Below are 21050 nucleotides of genomic sequence, written 5' to 3'. Positions count from 1 at the left end.
GCTCGCGATTAACGATTCTTGACCGCCCATTCGTCGGATTACCGATCGCGTTCCGGCCGATCAACTGGGCCGACGGCGGGTGGCGATCGACCGCCACCCGCCGGCCGTCCCGCTCAGAGCTTGCGGGCGGTGATCTCGAAGCCGGCCTGACGGAGCCGGTCGACCAGGGCGTCCCCGATGGCGGTGGCCGGGGTGAGCACCCCGCCCTCGGACTGCGGCAGCGCGGCCCGGTCGAGCGCCAGGGCCAGCGCCGACTCCCCGAGCATCACCGCCGTCGCCGCGTAGCCCGGGTCACCCTTGGCCCGGACCCGTGCGGTGTAACGCGCCCCGGTGGTCGTCACGGTGAAGATGTCCATCGTGAAGTGCCCCGCCTGCTGGGTCTTCTCGCTCGGGCCGGTACCCGGCGCGGGCAGGAGGCGGTCCAGCACGAAGCGGGTCGGCGGCATCGCGAGCCCCATGATCAGAGCGCCCAGGCCCAGTTTCGTGCCGACGGCGAGCAGCGGGGAGAGCGGCGAGGCGCCGACGCTCATCGCTTCGCGGTACTTGAAGGTCCGGCCGTACGCCCAGTCGCGCAACGCGTTGCTGCGGCGAACCACCCGGGTGTTGTAGGACGCCATCACGAACGGGGCGAGGCGGCCACGCAGGCTGGGATCCACTTCGGAAGCGGGGAAGGTGTCCATGTCGCTCTGCCGGCCCAGTTTCGGTTCGGCCTGGCGGTCGGGGCTCAGCGAGTACGGGCTCGCCGCGACCCGGCGCAGGGTCGGGTCCTTCTTCAGCACGTCGACCTGGTTGCGCATCGAGTCGATGGTCCCGCCGCTCACCCCGCCCTGCATCCGGGTCACCACCAGCGTGGTGTCGGTCAGCTCACCCGCGCCGTCCGCCGCGATGAGCTTGTGCAGGACGTGCACGCCCAGGTCGGACGGGATGGAGTCGAAGCCGCAGGAGTGGACGATGCGCGCACCGGTGCCGCGAGCGAGCTCATGGTTCTCGTCGATGCTGTCCCGGGCGAACAGCACCTCACCGGTCAGATCGACGTAGTCGGTACCGGCGGCCGCGCAGGCGTTCGCGAGGGCCCGGCCGTACTTCGCGTACGGCCCGACGGTGGTGATGACGACGTGCGCGCGTCCGGCCAGGGTGGCCATCGCGGCCTGATCGGCGGAGTCGGCGACCAGGATCGGCCAGTCGACGTTGAGCTGGGACTTGACCGCCTCCAGCTTCGCCGCTGAGCGCCCGGCCAACGCGATCCTGGTGCCGGCCGGGGCGTAGCCGGCGAGATGCCGTGCCACCAGTACGCCGACGAAGCCCGTGGCACCGTAGACGATCACCTCGAAGTCACGTGAACGATCGCTCATGGTCGGAGATTGTGCACCCCGCACCGTGCCGATGGGACACCCGCCAGCAACAAGCTCCCGCCCGGACTCCACGCGGTCCACCCAGACCATCGCAAATCCCGCAAATCCTTGCGCGTAGCCGAAAAATCAGAGTCGGCAGACGACCTCCGGTCACTCCGGATCCCGATATGCGTTGCAGTCAGGTTTCCCTCGGACGGCCGACCGTGCAGGCGGCAAGTCGCGACGCGACCGAAGTACTCCCGGGGTTATTCACACAAAGGAAGATTAAAGCGGCTAATTTGTGAGAACAAAGTCACCGGCCCTGCTTACGGACATGTCGGTCTCGTACGGCAGTGGCTACCGTCGGCAGTCCGCATCAGCGGACACCGTGGCCGGAACGCCGAGTCCTGCCTGCTGGTCACGGTCAACAAACACACAGGCATGGAGCGGGGGACCCACAGTTCCTCGGTGCACTCGAATTGAGCGCACCTCGGGGTGAAGCCGCATTTTCAAGCGGCCGGGCTCCTCGGCCCGAACCCGACAGCTCACCTCGCAGGCGTGGAGGGAAAAACTTCATGCTTCAACTGAACAAGCGGGTTCGTCGTGTCCTGTCTCGGCGAGCCCAGTCGCCGCGCGCCCTTTCCCGGCCGTCTCCGGCCCGGCGCGTACGACACACCCTCGCCATCGCGGTGGCCGGCCTGGCGGGTGCTGTCGGCCTGCTCACCGCGGAGGCCTCTCCCGCCGGCGCCGCCACGAACGTCAACTGGGACGCCGTGGCCAAGTGCGAATCCGGCGGCAACTGGAGAATCAACACCGGCAACGGCTATTACGGCGGTTTGCAGTTCAGCCGCTCCACGTGGCGTGCCCACGGCGGCGGAAAATACGGATCCACCGCCAATCTCGCCTCCAAGAGCCAGCAGATCGCAATCGCCGAACGGGTGCTACGCAGTCAGGGCATCCGCGCCTGGCCGACCTGCGGTCGCCGCGGCCTGACCAATACGCGCAAGAGCACTTCGGTCACCTATCGCCTGGCCTCCTACGACACGTCACCGAAGGCCACGCGCTCCTATGTCGTGCAACCTGGCGACACCCTTTCCGGCATTGCCCGGCGTTACAACGTCAAAGGCGGCTGGCAGGCTCTTTACCGCATCAACGCGAGCCGCCTGAGCAACCCGAACAGCCTCAGGGTCGGTCAGCGGCTCGCGCTGTGAGCCTCAGCTCGCCGGCCGGTTGAACTCCGGCTGGTCGAGCACCCGCAGCCAGGTGCCATCCGGCTGCCGGCGAACCACCTGTGCCCTCGCCCCAGCACCGTCCTTCGGCGGCGTCGAGGTGAGGGCCAGGTCGCCGCTGATCAGGGTGGGCAGCGGCGGCTCCGGCTCGAACCTGGGCATCTTCGGCAGCAGTTGCGTCCAGAGTCGCTGGATCGCCGCGCGGCCGACGGTCTGGCTGCCGGGCGGATAGGCCATCACGGCATCCTCCTCGTACAGCAGCGCGAGGCCCTCGGCGTCCTTCGCGTTGGCGCGCTCGACGAAGAGGCGGGTCAGGTCTTCCGGTCGCAGTGCCTTCTCGCGTTCGCTCATGACTCCACCCTCTCGCGCCGCAATCAACAAGTCCAACGCATAGTTCTTCTAGTAGCTACAATTTCCACTCATGGATCTGCGGCAGCTGGAGTACTTCGTCGCGGTGGCCGAGACCGGCAGCTTCACTCGCGCCGCACAGCGGGTGCACATCACCCAGTCCGGGGTGAGCGCCCAGATCAAGGCACTGGAGCACGAGCTGGGCGCGGAGCTCTTCCTGCGCAGCGGCCGGACCGCCCGGCTCACCGAGGCCGGTTCCGCGGCGCTGCGCCACGCCCGGGCCGCGCTCGACTCGACGCTCGGCCTGCGAGACGCGATCGACGACGTCAAGGGGCTGATCCGTGGACGCCTGACGATCGGCATGGTGACCGGCTGCGAGATCGCCCCACTCTTCGACGCGCTCGCCGCGTTCCACCACGAGCACCCCGGGATCGAGCTGGAGCTGGCCGAGGCGAACTCGGACCAGCTGGTCGCCGGTGTCCGTGCCGGGGCCTTCGACATCGTCCTGGCGGGGCTGGCCGGTGGACCGCCGGAACATCTCGCGTCGCAGGTCATCGTCGGCGAGCGGCTGGTGGCGCTGACCGCGCCCGGCGGCCGGCTCGCGGAGCGTGACGGCGTCACGGTCACCGAGCTCATGTCGTACCCGCTGATCTGCCTGCCCCGTGGCACCGGCATCCGGGACGTGCTCGACCAGGCTTTCACCGCCGGAGCCGGGCTGCGACCGGAGGTCGCGCTCGTCGCGACCGCGCCGGACACCGTCGCCGGGCTCGCCCGGCGCGGCCTCGGGGTCGCCGTCCTCAGCGAATCGATGGCGGCCGCGCACTCCGACCTGGTGTGCGTCCCGATCGAGGGCGTCGAGATCCTGGCGCTGCTCGCCCTGGTGTGGCAGGAACGGACGAGCCCCGCACTGGCCGCGTTCCTGCGGCACTGCCGCACGGCCTTCGAACCGATGGGCTGAGCGAAGCGGAAAGGCCCCCGCCGCGACCGCGGCGAGGGCCTCCCGAGCTACCCGGTGTTACCGAGTGATCTTCTGGAAGAAGACCTTGGCGGCCGAGGTGTTACCGACCTTGTCGATGCCCCAGTAGCTGACCCGCAGGGTGCCCGTCCGGACCCCGAGGACCCGGACGCTCCACTTGCTGCCGCTGAACGTGGCGTACACGCCCTCGGCCTTGGCCTGGGCGACCGTCCGCGAGGACGCCTTCGTCCACTTGCCCTGGCTGTAGTAGTACCAGTAGCTGCCCCGCGCCTCGATCAGCTTGACCCGCACGCTGCGGATCCCGACACCGGTGTCGCTGTACGAGCCGGTCACCTTCGCCCAGGACGACGCCGCGCCGGCGTCGCGGGGCACGTTGAGGGAGACCGTCGGAGCGAAGACGTCCTTGACGACCTTGACCGAGCCGGCCGTCACGGTGGCGCCCGCGCCGAGCACGTTCACCGGCGTCACCTTGACCGAGAACGTCCCGGCCTTGGTGTAGGTGTGCGACACCGGGATGTTCGCGGAGGCGCTGCTGGTGTACCCGTCACCCCAGGCGATCCGCACCGAGGTGCCGTTCACGCCGCTCACCCGGACGGTGACCGCCTGGGTGGCCCAGATCGAGCCCTTGTCCAGGCTGTACTTGCCGGTCTGCGCGACAGCGGTCACCGCACCGCCGCTCACCGAGGCCGAGTTGCCGGCCTTGTCGGTGATCGTCACCGTGATCGTGAAGTTGCCGGCGCCGGCGTACTTGTGCGTGGCCGCCTTCGAGCCCGCCGTGAGCGTCTCGGTAGCGCTGCCGTCGCCCCAGTTGACCACCTGGGTGATCTCCTCGGCGGTGCTCACGTCATCGGTGAGCGCCGACTGGGTGAGCGTGACGGTCTGACCGGTCCAGACGTCGGCGGCGTTCACCGAGTACGAGCCGGTCGGCGCCGTGGTGTCCGCCGGAACGTAGACGCTGCTGCGGGGCGCGGTCTTCGCGGTGATCGGCGTGTGCCCGGCGAAGTAGCTGACCAGCATGGTCAGGTCGTTGTCGCCGGTGGTGACCTTGTTGGTGCCCTTGCCCAGGGTGGTGAAGTTGTCGCCACCGGAGGCGAGGAACGAGTTCGACGTGACCCGGAACGAAGCGGCCGGGTCGATGACGACCCCGTTCAGCTTCAGCGTGGACGCGATGATGTGCGAGCCACGCTCCGCGGCCGGGTCGTACGAGTAGGTCAGCCCCTCCGACGAGCCCAGGTGCAGGATCGGCCGCGACGCGCCGGCCGGCTGCCACTGCTCCTCCAGCACCTGCTTGATCTGGGCGCCGGTGAGGGTCTGGGTGACCACGTCGTTGGAGAACGGCTGTACCGCGTACGCCTCGGAGTAGGTGATCACGCCGTCGTCGCCGACCAGCAGGTCGCTCCGCAGGCCGCCCGGGTTCATGAAGGCGATCTGCGCCCCGCCCCGACCGGCGTCGCTGGTCTGGTCGAGCTGCACGTCGGCGATGAAGTTGCCCATCACCGACTCGGCGCCGCGGTCCTCGGACCCGGTGCTCGAGTACGCCCGCTTGATGTCCTTGGTGATCTTGCCAAGCTCCCGCTTGCCCAGCTCCGCGGCGTTCGCCTTGGCCTTGGCGACGATGTCGGCGACGGCGGCGTTCGCGGTGTAGCCCTTGACGTCGATCAGCTCGGCGGTGGAGTTGGTCACCGACTTGGTCACCGGGTCGTACGTGAGGGTGGCCCGGCCGAGCCGGAGACCGTAGTCCTCGGCCTGGATCACCGGACGCTTCTTGTCGGTGCCCGGGATCGCGATCTCGAACGCGTACGGCTGGTGCGTGTGCCCGCTGAAGATCGCGTCGACGTTCGCGCTGAGCCGGGTGAACTCGCCGAAGACCGGGTCGTTCTGCAGGCTCTCCGCGCTGGTGATGTTCTCGGTCGCCGCGCCCTCGTGGGCGAGCAGCACGACCACGTCCGCCTCACCGTTCGACGCGTCGCCGTCGGAGAGTTCGGCCGCGACCGTGTTCGCCTCGGCCACCGGGTCGTGGAACTCCACGCCCTTGATGCCGTCCGGGCTGACCAGCGAGGTGGTCTGCTCGGTGACGACACCGACGTAACCGACCTTGACCCCGCCGACGTTCACGACGTGGTAGGCCGGCAGCGCGCGCTTGCCGCCGACGTAGACGTTGGCACCGAGGTACGGGAAGTCCGCCCGGTCCTGCACGTGGCCGGTCAGGTCGGCGATGCCCTTGTCGAACTCGTGGTTGCCGACCCCGGAGACGGCCAGGCCGCCCGTGTTCAGCGAGTCGAGCGTCGGGTTGTCACCGTCGATCGACGAGATGAAGGTCGACGCGCCGATGTTGTCACCGGCCGAGCTCCACACCGTGTTCGGGTTCTCCGCCCGCAGCTTGTCGACCAGCCCGACGAGCTGGGCCGCGCCGCCGACCCCGGTGGTCGGCGACTCGAGCCGGCCGTGGAAGTCGTTGATGTTCAGCAGCTGCAGGTCGACCGGCTTCGGCGCGCTGGTGTCCAGGCCGATCACGACCGGGTCGTGGTCGCTGGCCCGGTACGGGTCGGCGTTGTAGAACGGCGCGTAGCCGTTGTACTGGAACGCGTACGACTCGACGGAGTTGATGTTCCAGATGTCGACGCCGGTGACCCGGTCGGTCAGCGACGGCGTGGTCAGCGCGTGGTCCAGCGAGCCGGACTCGCCACCGAAGACGTACGAGTTGCGGCCCGGCGCCTTGGTGGTGTGCACGTCGGTGTACCCGGCGCCGTAGAGGACCTGCATCGGGTCCTCCTGGGTGTACGCGTTGAAGTCACCCAGCAGGATCACCTTGTCGGTGCCGCTGTCCTTCTCGACACCCTTGACGAACTCGACCAGCGCGGCCGCCTGGCGCTTGCGGTCACCGTTGTACGGGCCCTGCCCGTCACCGGCGTCCACGTTGTCACCGGTCGGCGCCACCGAGGCGCTCTTCGACTTGAGGTGGTTGGCCACCACGGTGAAGTCGATGCTGCCGGCGGTGAAGGTCTGCGCGATCGGCTCACGCGCGTTCGACCACACGGTCTCGTCGTTGACCGACCGGGACGCGCCCTTCGGCGTGACCTTGGCCTGCTTGAAGATGATCGCGGTGGTGATGAAGTCCTGCGCGGTCGCGGCGGGCAGCTCGGCCGGCGTCCGGACGTAGTCCCAGGTGCCCGCGCCGTCCTTCTCGTTCAGTGCGCCGACCAGGGTCTTCAGCGCCAACTGCGGGTCGTTCGCCTCGAACCGGATCGAGTTCTCGATCTCCATCAGCGCGACCACGTCCGCGTCCAGCGAGGTGATCGCCGAGACGATCTTCGCCTGCTGCTTGGCCAGCGCGGCCGCGTCGGTGGCGCCACGCGCGTCGCCACCGAAGTGGACGAAGTAGTTCAGCACGTTGAAGCTGGCGACCTTGATGTCGCCGCCGACGGCCGCCGGGGCGGCGGTGCGCGGGTTGGCGGCGGTGAAGGTGGTCCGGCTCGCGGCCGGGGTGTCGGCGGAGACCGGGGTGGTCGGCTCGAGCAGCCAGTCGCCGTACGCGTAGTCGAGCACGACCGGACCGAACGAGGCGACCTTGTCGCCGGCCCGGATCGGCTGCTCCTTGCTGATGTACGGCGGAGCGAGGCCGGCCGAGGAGAGGGTGGTGGTCTTGCCGTCGTCGAGCAGGATGCGGCTCGCCCGGTTGGCGGCCTTCAGCGCCACCGCCTCGTCGCTGCCCGCCTTGGCCACGTCGGTCGGGACCTTGGCCACCTTGTCGCCGGCGGTGAGCACGACCTCGCCGTACTGGGTGAGGTAGTACGGGTCCGAGACGGTGTAGGTGCCGGCGGGCGCGACCAGCATGCCCTCGACGGACTCGCGGACCGCGTCGGTGGCCGGCAGGGCCAGCGCGGAGGCGGTCGGCACGGTCGCGCCGTGGGCGCAGATCTCGGTGTCGGTCTTGGCCGAGACGGTGAGTTCGGTGAGCGAGTTGAACTCGCTGATCGTGCCGGTCACCCGGACCTGGTCGCCGATCGCGATGGCGGGCTGGTTGGCCGCCGAGGCGTAGACGAGGATCGCGTCGGAGGCGACGCCCTCGGCGGCCGGGTGGCCGCTGCCCGCGGTCTGGACGTAGAAGCCGTTGAAGCCACCGGTGCGGTGGTCGGCGGTGACCACGCCCTCGACCGTGACCTTCTGGCCGGCCAGCGGGGACGCGGCGCCGGTGCCCTGCACCTCGGCGATCGTGTTGGTGACCGCGGTGGTGCAGCCGGTGCCCGGCCCGGGGTCGGGTTCGCCGGTCCCGGCCTGGTTCAGGGTGCCGAACGTGTTGGCGGCCGGGGCCTGCCACTTGCCGTCGATCTTCTGCACCGACTGCCCGACCGGGGTGCTGGTCGTCTCAGCGACGCCGATGTCGGTGCTCGTCCGGCCGCTCGCCGGGCCGTTGGCGGCCGTGAGCGTGCCCTCGTAGCTGAGGAACTCGACGACCGTGTTGTCCGGCTTGACCAGCGCGATCGCGTCGGGAGCACCGTTCTGGACGCCGTCCGTGGGGTAGGTCTGGACGTACACGCCGGCGGCCGGAACCACGCCGCTGATGGTCTTCGTGTCGTACGTCTGGTTGTTGGAGCCGTTGTAGAGGACGATCTGCCAGCCGGTCAGGTCGAAGTCGACCGGAGCCTGGATCTCGATCGCCTCGCCGGTGTCGGCACCGGCGTTGTCGTAGTGAATCTCGCTGATGAACGGGATCTGAGCCTCGGCCGCGAACGCCGGCCCGGAGAAGCCCAACCCGAGGGCGGTCGCCAGAGCCGCGGCGCCGAAGGCTCGGAGAGCCTGAGGGCCCGCAGCGGCGCTCACGCTACGTATATCTGGACGCATCGAAACAGGTCCTTCTGTGGAAGTGAGTGCGCCGGAGCGTAGGTAGGCCCGGTGACGATCTCTTCTCGGTTAGGTAACAGAAAGGGGTTGGACCCACTAAGGACACTGCCGAATCGGTCCTTAATGACCAGTGCGACCCATCAATCCCGCGCTATCGACTGTCCACTACGGAATGTTACCTGTTGGCTGTCTATACAGCGGGTAACGAAACGTAGGCGTCACGACGGGACGGAAACGGCCTCCCGGCCCGTCCGAAAACCCCATAAACCCATCCCTCGGTACGACCGATGGAGCCCCCTGGCCAGGCCTCTCGGCCACGCCCCGTGGGAATCTCGCGCGGCGCCGCCGCCACGCCGGGCCGCGGCGCGCCGCCGCGACCTCGGTGGGCCGGAAATCGCGTGAGTGCCGCACGGGACTCGGCTCGTAGCCCGCGCACGGGACTCCACCGGTCGTACTGGGGAAATAGTCCTTGTTCTTGGATTTGATGCCTTTTTGTGATCAACAAGAAGCTGAAAATATGACCTGAGGTATTAGGTGGTTTTAGTCCGTTCTGTCACGGTTATGGGGATTTCGGCGGCGACAGAAGGGATGAAGATGCAGAAGACCTTGCGCTTGGTGGCGCTGGCCGGCTTCGGCCTGCTGACCGGCCTAACAATGGCCGGCGCTCCGGCGATGGCGGCGCCTGCCGACGGCCGATCCGGAGCAAGCTCGACGGGGTCCCAGCGCCCGGGGGACGACGAGCGGACCGTGGGGTACTACCGCGACTTGTGGTCGTGCGAGCGGGCCGGGCTGGTCGGCCGGCGGTTCCGCGCCTGGAACCACCACGAGTGCGACAGGGTGCGCTGGGGCTTCCGCCGGGGAGCCTGGGCCCTGATCGTCGACGAGGACGACTGGGACTACCGCTGGGGCAACCGGTGGCGGCCGGGTCAGTGGCCGAGCGGCTGGCCGGACCGCCCGCAGTGGCCCGGCCAGGGGCGCCCGGGCCGGCACCCGGGAGGCCCGGGTGGTCCGGTCGGCCCGACCGGTCCAGTGGGTCCGCCTGGACCGGCGGGTCCGGCAGGACCGGCAGGCCCCGCGGGTCCGGCAGGACCGACCGGGCCAACAGGCCCGACCGGTCCCGGTGGCCCAACGGGTCCGGGTGGTCCAACCGGTCCGAGCGGCCCCGGCCGGCCGGACACCGGCGGCCCGGGTTACCCCGCGGGCAACGGCGGCCCGAGCTATCCCGGCAACGGCGGGCCGAGTTATCCGGGCAACGGCGGCCCCAGTTATCCGGGCAACGGCGGACCGGGGTATCCGGGCAACGGCGGCCCAGGCCCTTGGGGTCCTCGACCCCATCGCTGACGACTCCTGAACCGGGAGTCCAAGGCATGAACGGGGAGGCCGTGAACCGCGCTGACGCGGTTCACGGCCTCCCCGTCGGCGTATGCGGTGCAGGACCGGTCGTGATGTAACCCACTCCCCCGCTTGTTGAAGTTTCAAGAGCAACCGGCGAATAGTGTCAGTGAAACTTCAACAACCATGGGGGTTGCGATGACGATGACGATCGGCCAGGCGACGGCGCAGGTGAGGCCTCCGGCTGCACGCATCCGCACCCAGGTGACGGTGCCACTGGAATTCCCGGACGGCTACCGCACCACCGCCGAGGTGTTCACCTTCACCGGCCTCGCCGACGGGCGCGAGCACCTGGCACTCGCCCTCGGTGATTGGCAGAACGCCGCGAACCCCCTGGTCCGGCCGCACAGTGAATGCCTCACCGGGGACGTCTTCGGCAGCCAGCGCTGCGACTGCGGCCCGCAGTTGCGCGAGGCCGCCGAGCGCATCACCGAGGCCGGCGGATTCCTGCTCTACCTGCGCCAGGAGGGTCGCGGGATCGGCCTCTACGCGAAGCTGGACGCGTACGCCCTGCAGGACACGGGGCTGGATACCTACCAGGCGAACCTGGCCCTCGGGCACGCCGAGGACGCGCGCGACTACACGGCCGCCGCGCAGATGCTGCAAGCGCTCGGCGTCGACCGGATCCAGCTGCTCAGCAACAACCCGGACAAGGCCGGCCAGCTCGGTGACCTCGCCGTCGAAGTGACCGAGCAGATCCGGACCGGCGTTCACCTGTCCGCAGCAAACGCCCGGTACCTTGAGGCCAAGCGCGATCACACCGCACACACCCTCGACCTGACCGGTGCCGCATGACGCTTCCCTCCGAGGCCGACCGTTTCTGGACCCGCTCGGCCATCGACCTCTCCCGGCTCTCCCCGCCGTCACCGGCCCACTACGCCGTCGGCGCGGTCGTGGTCGGACCCGCCGGCAATCCGATGGCCACCGGGTACACCGGCGAGACCGACGCGCACTTCCACGCCGAGGAGGAGGCCCTCGCCAAGCTGGCCGGGCGTGGCTTCGACCTCTCCGGCGCGACCATCTACACCTCGCTGGAGCCGTGCACCACCCGCAAGTCCCGCCCGGTCTCGTGCACCGAGCTGATCATGGCGTCCGGCCTCCGCCGGGTGGTGCTGGCGCTACGCGAACCGCTGCGCTTCGCCGACTGCACGGGCGTGGAGACGCTCCTGTCCGGGGGCATCGAGGTGATCGAGATCCCGGACCTGGGCGACGCGGTCCGGGACATCAACGCGCATGTCATGGGGATGCAGACGACATGACTCAGAACGCCACCCTGGCCCTCGACACCGAACCGCGCTGGCTCACCAGCCCGGAGATGGCCGCCTGGCTGAACCTCACGCAGCTGCTGATGCTGCTGCCCAGCGCGCTCGACCGGCAGTTGCGTGACGACGCCGGCATCCCACACGCGTACTACCAGATCCTCGCCACGCTCAGCGGCGCTCCCGGCCACTCGATGCGGATGACCGACCTGGCCCGCCTGGTCGGCACCACCACCAGCCGGCTGTCGCACGCCGTCGCCAGCCTCGAGCAGCGCGGCTGGATGACCCGGAAAGCCTGTGCCTTCGACAAGCGCGGCCAGATCGCCTCCCTCACCGAGGAGGGCCGGTCGGCGCTGGAGGCGTTCGCGCCCGGGCACGTGGCCGAGGTCCGTCGCCTGATCTTCGACCGGCTCTCGGCGACCGAAATCGATCAACTCCGCGAGATCACCGGCAAGATCCTCCCCGCGGTCACCGGCTGACCTCCGTCAGAGGCGTCACCGAGTTCGGCGTCCCGGGCCGCTACCTCCATCGCTCTCGTCGCGTTCTCACCACCAGCCGGACCGTGAGTTTCCGCAATCCCGCCGCACCCCGGCCAGCAAACACACCCACCCACGAACCAGCAGCGGCGGTCATGGCATGGGGCGGAGTAACCGTGCCGGGGGATTTCGCGAGGTGGGCGCAGGCCGGATCGTGAGGTTGTCACCGCAGGTGACCATCGGGTCTACACCGTGGACACCGGGAGGCTCGTCATGATCAACCCCCCGCTCTCCCGATCCCTGGCGCTGGCCGCGCTCCTGGCCACCACCCTGACCGCGGTGGTCGCCGCCGGACCGCCGACCTCCGCCGCGACCCTCCCGCCGCGGGTCTTCCGCGATCTCGCATACGCCCCCGCGCAGCCCGCCGGAACCTACGGCCACCTGCTCGACCTGTATCTCCCAGCGCAGCCGGCCGCGACCCCGCAGCCCCTGCTGATCGTGATGGGCGGCAGTGGCTGGTTCGCCGACGACGGCAAGGGGTACGCCCCGGCCCTGGCCCCCTACTTCACCACGCACGGCTTCGTGGTCGCCGGTGTCTCCACCCGTTCCAGCCACCAGACGAAGTTCCCCGGGCAGGTGGACGACGTGCGGGCGGCGATCCGCTGGCTGCGCGACAACGCCCATCGCTTCGAGTTCGACCCGCGGCGCATGGCCGTGCTCGGCGACTCGTCCGGCGGTTGGACCGCCCTGATGGCCGGATTCACCGGCACCGGCGTACGCGCGGTCGTCGACCTGTACGCCCCGATCGACTTCCTGCGGATGGACCCGCACATGCCGCCCGGCGCGTGCGCGTCGTTCAACCGGGCGTTCCACCTGGACGCCTGCCACTCCTCGGCGAGGTCCCCGGAGTCCGCGTTGCTCGGCTGCCCGATCCAGACCTGCCCCGACCGGGTCGCCGCGGCCAACCCGCTCTTCCGGGTGACCCCGTCCGCGCCCCCAGTCATGATCATCCACGGCACGGAGGACGGGCTGGTCCCGCTGGAGCAGAGCCGGCTGCTCTTCGAGGCCCTCGCCGCGGCCTCGGTCCCGGCGACCTTCTATACGGTCCCCGGCGCCGGCCACAACCGGAACATCGTCGCCCGGCCGGGGCCTCGCGCCACGGTCCGGCACACCGGCACGGGGCTGACACCGGACGCCGCTTACCCGACATATACGGTCATCGCGGCCTTCCTGCGGGCCGCCTTCACCCGCTGATCCACCCCTGCGGTGCGCTTGCTTCGACGCGATCACTTTCTGTACATGCACTCGACGGACCGAAAGTCACGGTGCGTAATTAGTGATCTTGATGGCGAAAAGCTGTGAGTTCAGACGCAGGAGGTCCGCCATCGCCGCGCCCAACTGCCACGATCACCACCCGTGCACCAGCTGACTCCATAGAGTGCCGAAGTCGGTTAACGATCATTTGTTTTGAAACTAAACTGGCGTCCGAAACCGCATGTCCGTGCCTGGCTTTCCGGACTGTCCCATTCCCGTAAATGCAAGTCGTCCATTCGGATGGCCGCCTGCGGAAAAAGGCCGAGAGCCCAACCATCGCCACCTCGTCAGCGGGTGCCATGTAGGAGATTCGAACTCGCCGTCCGGTTTGCGATAGGCCGAATGGCCGAGGGCCTGCACGAAATCGGCTCTCCGACTGCCCAGACGTACGGTCGGTTCACTCTGGGTGTCTGGATTCCAAGATCTCCTGACGTAGGGTGTTGAATGCATCCCGGCAACCGACTCGCAACCTTTCAAAGAAGGTCGATGAGTGCTGCGCGCCACCCTTTATAGCCATCCGGAGTAGTGCGGTTGATGAACTGCTGATCAGGCCGCCACGTAAGAAGAACGCTGCCCAGAGCGGGCACCGAAGCGGCATTACGCCGGTTCGGCGACGCCTTCTCTCCTATGGCCAGACCATTCTCGGGAGTGAGCCTTGAAGGTGTTGACAACCGGCGGCGCCGGGCGCATCAGCAGCACCGTGGCCTCGGCTCGCATCGACTTCGCCACCACTCCCGTCATCTTGGACAACCTGTCGACCGGCAACGCGGAATTCGTAGAAGATCGCATCTTCTATCGGAGTGACATAGCTGACACCGAGCTGGACCGGCGAATCTTCGCCGAGCACCCCGACCTCGATGCCGCGACCCATTGCGCAGCCCTCGCCGCGATGGAGGAGCCGGTCCGGGAGCCATTGGCCTATTACCGGGAAAACGTAGCCAAGACCGCTGCATTGCTCGAGAACCTCGTCGAATCCGGCCGCCGGCGGCGCGCCCAGTACTGACCATCCCCGTCACCCTCCCGCCCCCCGCGCTAGTCCGCGCTCCATAGGAAGAACCCGCGATGAGAACGCTTTCGATCGTCATCCCCGCCTTCAATGAGGCGGAGAACCTCCCTCACCTGATGCCGCTCATCCCCGCCGACGAGCTGCGCCGGATGGGTTGGGAGACCGACCTCGTGGTGGTGGACAACAACTCCACCGACGGAACGGGTGAGCTCGCCCGCAGCATGGGCGCGCGCGTCGTCTTCCAGGGCGAACGTGGCTACGGCAACGCGTACCGGGCCGGTCTCGACGCGGCTCACGGCGACGTCATCGCCACCGGCGACGCGGACTGCACGTACCCCTTCGACGCGCTTCCGCACCTGCTCGCGACGTTCGAGGAGAACCAGCTCGAGTTCCTCAACACCAACCGGCTGCTGCGTAGCAACCGCGGCGCGATGAAGGTCTCCCACACGGCGGCGAACCACGTCCTCAGTGGAATCAGCCGCAGCCTGTTCCGTAACGGTCTGCGCGACTCGCAGTCCGGGATGTGGATGTTCCGGCGCTACGTCTGGGAGCGGCTGAACCTGCGCTCCGGCGGCATGGCCTTCTCGCAGGAGATCAAGAACGCCGCCACGTCGGCCGGCTTCCGCTACGCCGAGGTGCCGATCGAGTACCGGCCGCGCGGCGGCGAGGTCAAGCTGAACGCCCTGCCGGACGGCGTGGAGAACCTCCGCCAGCTCTTCGCGCACCGGTTCCGGAAGGTCACGCCGGTGCCGGTGAGCCACGTGATCCGGGAGCGTTCCGGGTCCTCGCTTCCCGAGAGCCTGGGAGCGGTGTGACCGGCGCGTGGCGGAGCCCCGGTGCCTGGCTGGGGCTCATCGGCGCGCTGCTGCTGGCCCTCGTCGCCGCCGCTGCGGTGTCGCCGGCCGTGCGCGCCGAGCTGCGGGCCTCCTTCACGCGCCTGCCGAGCGAGTACACCGAGCTCTACTTCACCAGGAACCCGTCGATCGGCGGTACGGCCCGGGCGCCCGTGGTCACCGTGCCGGTCTCGCTGATGCGCCACGGCGCGGCCGACATCACCTTCACCGTCCGCGTCGTGGTGACCGCCAGGAACAAGGGCACGGCCCAGCCGGCGGTCGAGAAGACGGTGGACGCCTCGCCCGGAACGGCGGCGTCGGTCAGCTTCGACGTGAAGGCCGCCCGCGATACGGCGTACGTCGTCGACGTGACTCTCCCCGGACACTCGCAGACCCTGCACTATCTGCTCGACACCAAGGACGACGCGTGACCGAAATGACGAACCAGCCGCGAGTCGTGGTCACCACGAGCTGGGACGACGGACATCATCTCGACCCGAAGCTCGCGGCGCTCCTCGACAAGTACGACGTGCCGGGCACCTTCTACATCGCGCCCCGCAACATCGAGATCGACCCGGCGAACCGGCTCAGCCACGACGGGATCCGCGAGCTCACCGAGCGGCACGAGATCGGCGGGCACACCCTGTCGCACAAGCGGCTGCCGTTCCTCTCCGACGACGAGGCACGACACGAGATCCAGGCGGGCAAGGACGAGCTCGAGCAGATCATCGGCGCTCCGATCACGACGTTCTGCTACCCGCGGGGCGAGTACAACGCCAAGCACGTCGGCATGGTCCGCGAGAGCGGGTTCGGGCTGGCGCGAACGGTGGACCGTCACTCGCTCGAGGTGGGTGACCTCTTCGAGGCCAAGACGACCATCAACGCGTACGCCCACCTCGTCGACGGGCCGACCATCCTCAGGATTGCGCGGATGCGTCCGGCGGCCGCGGTGAAGATGTACTTCAACTGGGAAGACTTCGCCATGGCCTGGTTCGACAAGTGCCTGCGCGAAGGCGGCGTCTACCACCTGTGGGGGCACAGCTGGGAGGTCGACGCGCGCGGCGACTGGGCTCGGCTGGAGCGGGTGCTCGACTACATCTGCCGCCGCCCGGACGTCGAGTACGTCCCGAACGGTGCTCTGATCGCATGACGTTCATCCAGATCTCGCCCTATTACCCGCCGCACCTCGGTGGCATGGAGCGGGTCGTCGAGAACGTCGCCGCGGGCCTCGGGGTCGACAGCGACGTCACGGTTCTGACCACGACCCTCGGTTCGGAAGGCGCCCCGCGACGGTCCCGGAACGGCCGGGTCACCGTCCGGCGGCATCGGGCCTGGGAGTTCGCCCACACGCCGATCGCCCCGGGCCTGCTGCGCTCGCTCTGGCGTACGCCGAAGGACGCTGTGCTGCACCTGCACAGCGCCCACGCGCTGATCCCGGAGGTCGTCGCCGTCCTCGCGCGGCTGCGCGGTCAGCGCTTCCTGCTGCACTTCCACCTCGACGTCGACGCTTCCGGGCCGCTCGGCCGGCTGCTGCCGTACTACAAGAAGCACCTGTTCGGGCGGGTCATGCGGGCGGCCGCCGGCGTCATCGTGCTCACCGAATCGCAGGCGGAGTTCGTCGAGCGCCGGTACGGCGTCCCTCGCCACCGGATCCACATCGTGCCCAACGGGGTGGCCGAGGAGCATTTCCTGCCGCCGCGCCGGGCCCGGGTGGGCGAGCCGCTCCGCCTGCTCTACGTGGGCCGCCTGAGCCCGCAGAAGAACGTCACCCGCCTGCTCGACGCGCTGGCGCTGTGCCGGCAGCCGATCCACCTGACCGTGGTGGGCGACGGTGAGCAGCGGCAGCTGCTGGAGGAGCAGGCGCGAACCCTGCGGCTGGAGAACGTCACGTTCGCCGGTTCACGGCTCGGCGCCGAACTGCGTGAGCAGTACGCGCACGCGGACGCGTTCGTGCTGCCCTCCGACCGCGAGGGCATGCCCCTGGTGGCGCTCGAGGCGATGGCCGCGGGCCTGCCCGTCGTCGCGACCGCGGTGCCGGGAAACATCGAGTTGCTCCAGGACACGGCCGTCCTGACCGAGCCGTCCCCGGAGGCGCTCGCCGCCGGTCTGGACTCGGTCGCGGGCGACGCCGAACTGTTCGAACGGCTGGCACGGCAGAGCGCCGACAAGGCCCGCCTCTACACGTGGACGGCGGTGGTGGACAGCGTCAAGGTGGCCTACGCCGAGGCGCTCGCGTGATTCCTGCACTGCCCTGAAATCCAGCCGGAGAGCAGTCGATCTTGAAATTTCCCCAGACGCCGGGCATCGAGGACCAGCCGACCCAGCGGATCCCGCTTCAGCGGCCCGCGTCGTTGGCGGACCAGCCGATTCGGCGAGCCCCGCACCAGCGTTCCGCGTCGTTGGCGGACCAGCCGACCCAGCGGATCCCGCTCCGGCCCGCCGACGTGCTGGCGGAGCAGCCGACCGAGATCCTGCACCTGCCCGCCGCGCGGGAGACCGCCGCGCCGGAGACGGTCGCACCCACGCGGACCCGTCCGGACAGCCTGGTCGGCAGGGTCACCCAACGCCTACTCCGGCGCCGGGCGCTGCTCCTGCTGACCCTGCTCGCGGTGGTCATCGAATGCGTTCCCGGGGTCCCCGGACTCGCGCTCGCGCCGGCCGGCCTGTGGCTGCTCTTCGGTGCCCCGATCATGCTCTGGTACGCGGCGGCCGACGCCTTCGTCTCCACCCGGGACGGGCGGACGATCCTCGCCGTCGGCTGCACGGTTCTCAGCGACATCGTCATCGCCCTGGGCGTCAACACGATCCTGCCGGTAGCGGGTTTCGACAAACCACTGCAGACCATCCCGCTGACCGTCGGCGCTCTGCTGTTCATCGTCGGCCTCGCGGCGATCGCGCCGGTCAGTGAGCCGTCCGCGAACAGCGTGCCGTGGTGGCGCGCGCAGCCCGCGCCGGACCTCATCCCGATCGTCGCGCTGGGCTCCGTCGCGGTGCTGCTGGCGGTCGCCGGAGCGATCCGGCTGAACAACGGTCTCGGCGGAACCGTCTCGATGGCGGCACTGGTCGTCGTCGCCGCGCTGATGACGTTCCTGCTCGTCCGGCGGCGCCGGCACCTCCCCATCGTCACGGGCGTCGGCATCTTCTTCATCGCGCTCGCTCTCCTGCTCCTCACCTCGCTGCGCGGCTGGAACATCACCGGGCACGACATCCAGCGTGAGTTCAAGGTCTTCGAGATCACGTACCAGGCGAGCCGGTGGAACATCGCGGACTTCCGGAACGCGTACAACGCCTGCCTGAGCCTCAACCTGCTGCCGACCTCCATCGTGCGGCTGACCGGCATCCCGAGCGTCTACGTCTTCAAGGCGGTCTTCCCGGTCATCTTCGCGGTCGCGCCGGTCGCGCTCTACCGCTCGGTGCGCCACGGCGGCTCGCAGATCGTCGCGCTGCTGTCGGCGGTCTACTTCGTGGCCTTCCCGACCTTCTTCACCGACATGGCCTTCCTGGTACGCCAGGAGGTGGCGTTCGTGATGCTCGGCTGCATCATGGTGCTCTTCGCCGATGCGGCCCGGCCACGCGCGATCCGGCAGAACGTCGCCACCATCATGCTGATCGGCATCGTGCTGACCCACTACTCCACGACCTACGTCGTGCTGGCCGCGCTGGGTCTCGCGTACGTCCTCGGCTTCTTCTGGGGGCTCGCGGTCCGTAAGCGGGCCATCGCCGCGACCCGGCGCCGGCTGTTCGTGACGTGGTGGATGATCGGCATCGCCGGGATCGCCGCGGTGGTGTGGACCGGTCCTCTGACCCACACCGGTGACCAGGCCCGGCTGACCGCCAAGAACACCGTCCTGCAACTGCTCAGCGGAAAATTCGCGAGCGCCTCCTCGGACACGGCGTACAGCATCTTCGGTGGCGCGAAGGTCAGCACGGCGGAACGGCTGGCGGATTACGCCGAGGACACCCTCAGCCAGACCTCCGAGGATCGCGCGGACGGTGAGTACCTGCCCCTCGACGTGATCAACCGGCATCCCGCGGAGGCGGTTGAGCAGGCGAAGATGCCGCTGACCGGGCTCGGCACCGTGCTGGAGAAGGTCGGCGTGAACGTCGCCACGGTGAACACCGTCGTCCGGCAGTCGGTCGCCAAGCTGCTGCAGGTGCTGCTGCTCGTCGGGCTGATCCTGGCGGTCTTCGTGCCACGGCGGCGGATCTACCGGCCGGCACCCGAACACGTCGCTCTCGGTGCCGGCGGACTCGGGGTCCTCGCCCTGCTCACGGTGCTTCCGGAGCTCTCCGTCGACTACGGCGTCCTGCGGGCGTTCCAGCAGGGGCTGTTCTTCTTCGCCCCGTTCATCGCGGGCGCCTCCATCTGGATCTTCCGGTGGGCCGGCAAGCGTGCGACCGCCATGGCGTGCGTCATGGCGATGTTCCTCTTCGTCGACCTGGTCGGCATCGTGCCGAAGCTGACCGGGGGCTATCCGCCGCAGCTGCACCTGGCGAACGCCGGGCAGTACTACGACATCTACTACCTGCACCCGGAGGAGCGCGCCAGCATCGACTGGCTGCAGACGCACGTCTCGGAAGCGGAACGCGACGACGTCCAGTCCGAGATCCAGACCGACCGGTACACCTTCGGCCGGATGCAGAGCGTGCTCGACCGCCCCGCGACCAACGACATCTTCCCGACGCTGGTCGGCCCGAACACGTACGTGTTCCTCGGTTTCACCACCGTGCAGAAGGGCGAGGCCACGATTTTCTATCGCGGAGACCTGGTGACCTACCGCTATCCGGTCGATCTTCTCGACGAGACCAAGAACAAGATCTACAGCAGTGAGGGTGCGGAGATCTACCGATGAACGCGAACCGGCCCCTCCGCGTCCTGCTCGTCAGCCACTATTTCCCGCCGCACCTCGGCGGGATCGAGAACGTCGTCGCCGAGGAGGCGCGGCACCTGGCGGCGGCCGGCGCCGAGGTCACCGTCCTGACCACCGGTCGCCCCGGGGGTGCGGAGACGCTCTCCGACGGCGCCCGGGTGGTCCGGGTGCCGGCCTGGGACGGCCTGCACGAGCGGGCCGGCATTCCGTTCCCCGTGCCCGGGCCCCGCCTGCTCGTCCAGGCCATGCGCCTGGTCGCGTGGGCGGACGTCGTGCACGTGCACGACGGGGCGTACCTGACCTCCTGGGCGGCCTTCGCCGCGGTCGTGCTCCGGCGCAAGCCGATGTTCATGACTCAGCACGTGGCCATCGTCGACCACCCGTCCAGCCTGGTCCGGCTCGTCCAGCAGACCGTGTGGTCGAGTCTCGGCCGGCTCCTGCTGCGTCGTGCCGAGCGGGTCTTCGTCCTCAACGACACCGTCGCGAAGTTCGTCGCGACCAACGGCGCACGCCCTGACCGGGTCCGGCACCTGCCCAACGGCGTGGACGCCGAGCTCTTCCGGCCGTGCGGTTCCCTGGCGGAGCGGCGTTCGATCCGGGAGCGGCTGGGGCTGCCGGTGGACCGGACGCTGGTGCTGTTCGCCGGCCGTCTGGTGCCGAAGAAGGGCTACGACCTGCTGCTCGCCGCCGCCGATCCGGCGTTCGACCTGGTCTTCGCGGGCGACGGGCACCAGGGGGTCCCGGAGTCCGGTCCCGGCGTGCACCACCTCGGCCGGATGACCCCGGAACAGCTGGCGGACGCGTACCGCGCCTGTGACCTGTTCGCGCTGCCGTCGACCTCCGAGGGCTTTCCGCTGACCGTTCAGGAGGCCATGGTCTCCGGGCTGCCGGTGATCACGACCGACGACCCCGGCTACGCGTCGTACGGCCTCGACCGTGAGCACGTGACGTTGCTGCCCCGCGATCCCGAGGTGATCCGGAAGACGTTGACGGCGCTCGCGGCGGATCCGGAGCGACGGGCACGGATGGGCCACTGGTCCCGGAACTACGCCCAGCGGAATTTCTCCTGGTCCAACCATGCCGACGCACTCCTTCGGCGCTACTGCGCAGTGACCGGCGCATGACCGGGACCCGCGTGGCGCCACGACCGCGGTTGCTTCACCAGTTGAGCTC

Annotated in this window: 16 protein-coding genes and 1 riboswitch; of the genes, 13 read left to right on the top strand and 3 right to left on the bottom strand. The window is 69.1% G+C overall.

Annotated elements, in window-relative coordinates; all coding sequences use genetic code 11:
- Positions 1-113: 113 nt before the first annotated feature.
- On the bottom strand, positions 114-1352 hold the full coding sequence (locus CHC09_RS10140; protein WP_089292786.1) for a saccharopine dehydrogenase family protein: 1239 nt from the start codon (positions 1350-1352) through the stop codon (positions 114-116).
- Between the two features lie 377 nt (positions 1353-1729).
- A riboswitch (cyclic di-AMP (ydaO/yuaA leader) is annotated at positions 1730-1902 on the top strand.
- A 4-nt stretch (positions 1903-1906) separates the two neighbouring features.
- On the opposite strand from CHC09_RS10140, the gene CHC09_RS10135 reads away from it, so the two are divergent.
- On the top strand, positions 1907-2542 hold the full coding sequence (locus CHC09_RS10135) for a LysM peptidoglycan-binding domain-containing protein (RefSeq protein ID WP_089292785.1): 636 nt from the start codon (positions 1907-1909) through the stop codon (positions 2540-2542).
- Between the two features lie 3 nt (positions 2543-2545).
- Here the strand turns inward: CHC09_RS10135 and CHC09_RS10130 are convergent, their stop codons facing one another.
- Entirely contained in the window at positions 2546-2890 is a 345-nt protein-coding gene (locus CHC09_RS10130) for a YybH family protein (protein WP_203833139.1), read from the bottom strand.
- A 91-nt stretch (positions 2891-2981) separates the two neighbouring features.
- Here CHC09_RS10130 and CHC09_RS10125 point away from each other — a divergent pair, with 91 nt between their 5' ends.
- Positions 2982-3866, top strand: coding sequence for a LysR family transcriptional regulator (locus CHC09_RS10125; protein ID WP_089292783.1), 885 nt, complete (start codon positions 2982-2984; stop codon positions 3864-3866).
- Between the two features lie 57 nt (positions 3867-3923).
- Here the strand turns inward: CHC09_RS10125 and CHC09_RS10120 are convergent, their stop codons facing one another.
- Positions 3924-8705 (bottom strand): ExeM/NucH family extracellular endonuclease, encoded by a 4782-nt coding sequence (locus CHC09_RS10120; RefSeq protein WP_239138333.1) that lies wholly within the window; start codon positions 8703-8705, stop codon positions 3924-3926.
- A gap of 1551 nt (positions 8706-10256) precedes the next feature.
- On the opposite strand from CHC09_RS10120, the gene CHC09_RS10110 reads away from it, so the two are divergent.
- From CHC09_RS10110 to CHC09_RS10060, 11 genes are all read left to right on the top strand, one after another.
- Positions 10257-10913 (top strand): GTP cyclohydrolase II, encoded by a 657-nt coding sequence (locus tag CHC09_RS10110; protein ID WP_089292781.1) that lies wholly within the window; start codon positions 10257-10259, stop codon positions 10911-10913.
- Positions 10910-11377, top strand: coding sequence for a cytidine/deoxycytidylate deaminase family protein (locus CHC09_RS10105; RefSeq protein ID WP_089292780.1), 468 nt, complete (start codon positions 10910-10912; stop codon positions 11375-11377). Before CHC09_RS10110 ends, CHC09_RS10105 begins: the two co-directional genes overlap by 4 nt.
- Positions 11374-11856 carry a MarR family winged helix-turn-helix transcriptional regulator gene (locus CHC09_RS10100; RefSeq protein WP_089292779.1) on the top strand — a complete coding sequence of 161 codons (483 nt, stop codon included), beginning with the start codon at positions 11374-11376 and terminating at the stop codon, positions 11854-11856. The genes CHC09_RS10105 and CHC09_RS10100 overlap by 4 nt, the downstream gene beginning before the upstream one ends.
- Positions 11857-12126: 270 nt before the next feature.
- Positions 12127-13107 carry an alpha/beta hydrolase gene (locus CHC09_RS10095; protein WP_089293176.1) on the top strand — a complete coding sequence of 327 codons (981 nt, stop codon included), beginning with the start codon at positions 12127-12129 and terminating at the stop codon, positions 13105-13107.
- A 721-nt stretch (positions 13108-13828) separates the two neighbouring features.
- On the top strand, positions 13829-14170 hold the full coding sequence (locus CHC09_RS10090; protein ID WP_239138341.1) for an NAD-dependent epimerase/dehydratase family protein: 342 nt from the start codon (positions 13829-13831) through the stop codon (positions 14168-14170).
- A gap of 59 nt (positions 14171-14229) precedes the next feature.
- Positions 14230-14988, top strand: coding sequence for a glycosyltransferase family 2 protein (locus tag CHC09_RS10085; RefSeq protein WP_089292777.1), 759 nt, complete (start codon positions 14230-14232; stop codon positions 14986-14988).
- Positions 14985-15437, top strand: coding sequence for a hypothetical protein (locus CHC09_RS10080; RefSeq protein WP_089292776.1), 453 nt, complete (start codon positions 14985-14987; stop codon positions 15435-15437). Before CHC09_RS10085 ends, CHC09_RS10080 begins: the two co-directional genes overlap by 4 nt.
- A 5-nt stretch (positions 15438-15442) precedes the next feature.
- Positions 15443-16156, top strand: coding sequence for a polysaccharide deacetylase family protein (locus CHC09_RS10075; protein ID WP_239138340.1), 714 nt, complete (start codon positions 15443-15445; stop codon positions 16154-16156).
- Positions 16153-17244 (top strand): glycosyltransferase family 4 protein, encoded by a 1092-nt coding sequence (locus CHC09_RS10070; protein WP_089292774.1) that lies wholly within the window; start codon positions 16153-16155, stop codon positions 17242-17244. Before CHC09_RS10075 ends, CHC09_RS10070 begins: the two co-directional genes overlap by 4 nt.
- A gap of 41 nt (positions 17245-17285) precedes the next feature.
- Positions 17286-19859: a DUF2206 domain-containing protein gene (locus tag CHC09_RS10065; protein ID WP_089292773.1), complete on the top strand. Its 2574-nt coding sequence runs from the start codon at positions 17286-17288 to the stop codon at positions 19857-19859.
- Positions 19856-21001 (top strand): glycosyltransferase family 4 protein, encoded by a 1146-nt coding sequence (locus tag CHC09_RS10060; RefSeq protein WP_089292772.1) that lies wholly within the window; start codon positions 19856-19858, stop codon positions 20999-21001. The genes CHC09_RS10065 and CHC09_RS10060 overlap by 4 nt, the downstream gene beginning before the upstream one ends.
- Positions 21002-21050 lie beyond the last annotated feature (49 nt).

Origin of the sequence: Actinoplanes regularis, from assembly GCF_900188005.1 — a bacterium.
Taxonomy (GTDB): domain Bacteria; phylum Actinomycetota; class Actinomycetes; order Mycobacteriales; family Micromonosporaceae; genus Actinoplanes; species Actinoplanes regularis.
The sequence above is the reverse complement of the archived record's forward strand: the minus strand, read 5'-3'. Positions and strand labels throughout refer to the sequence as shown.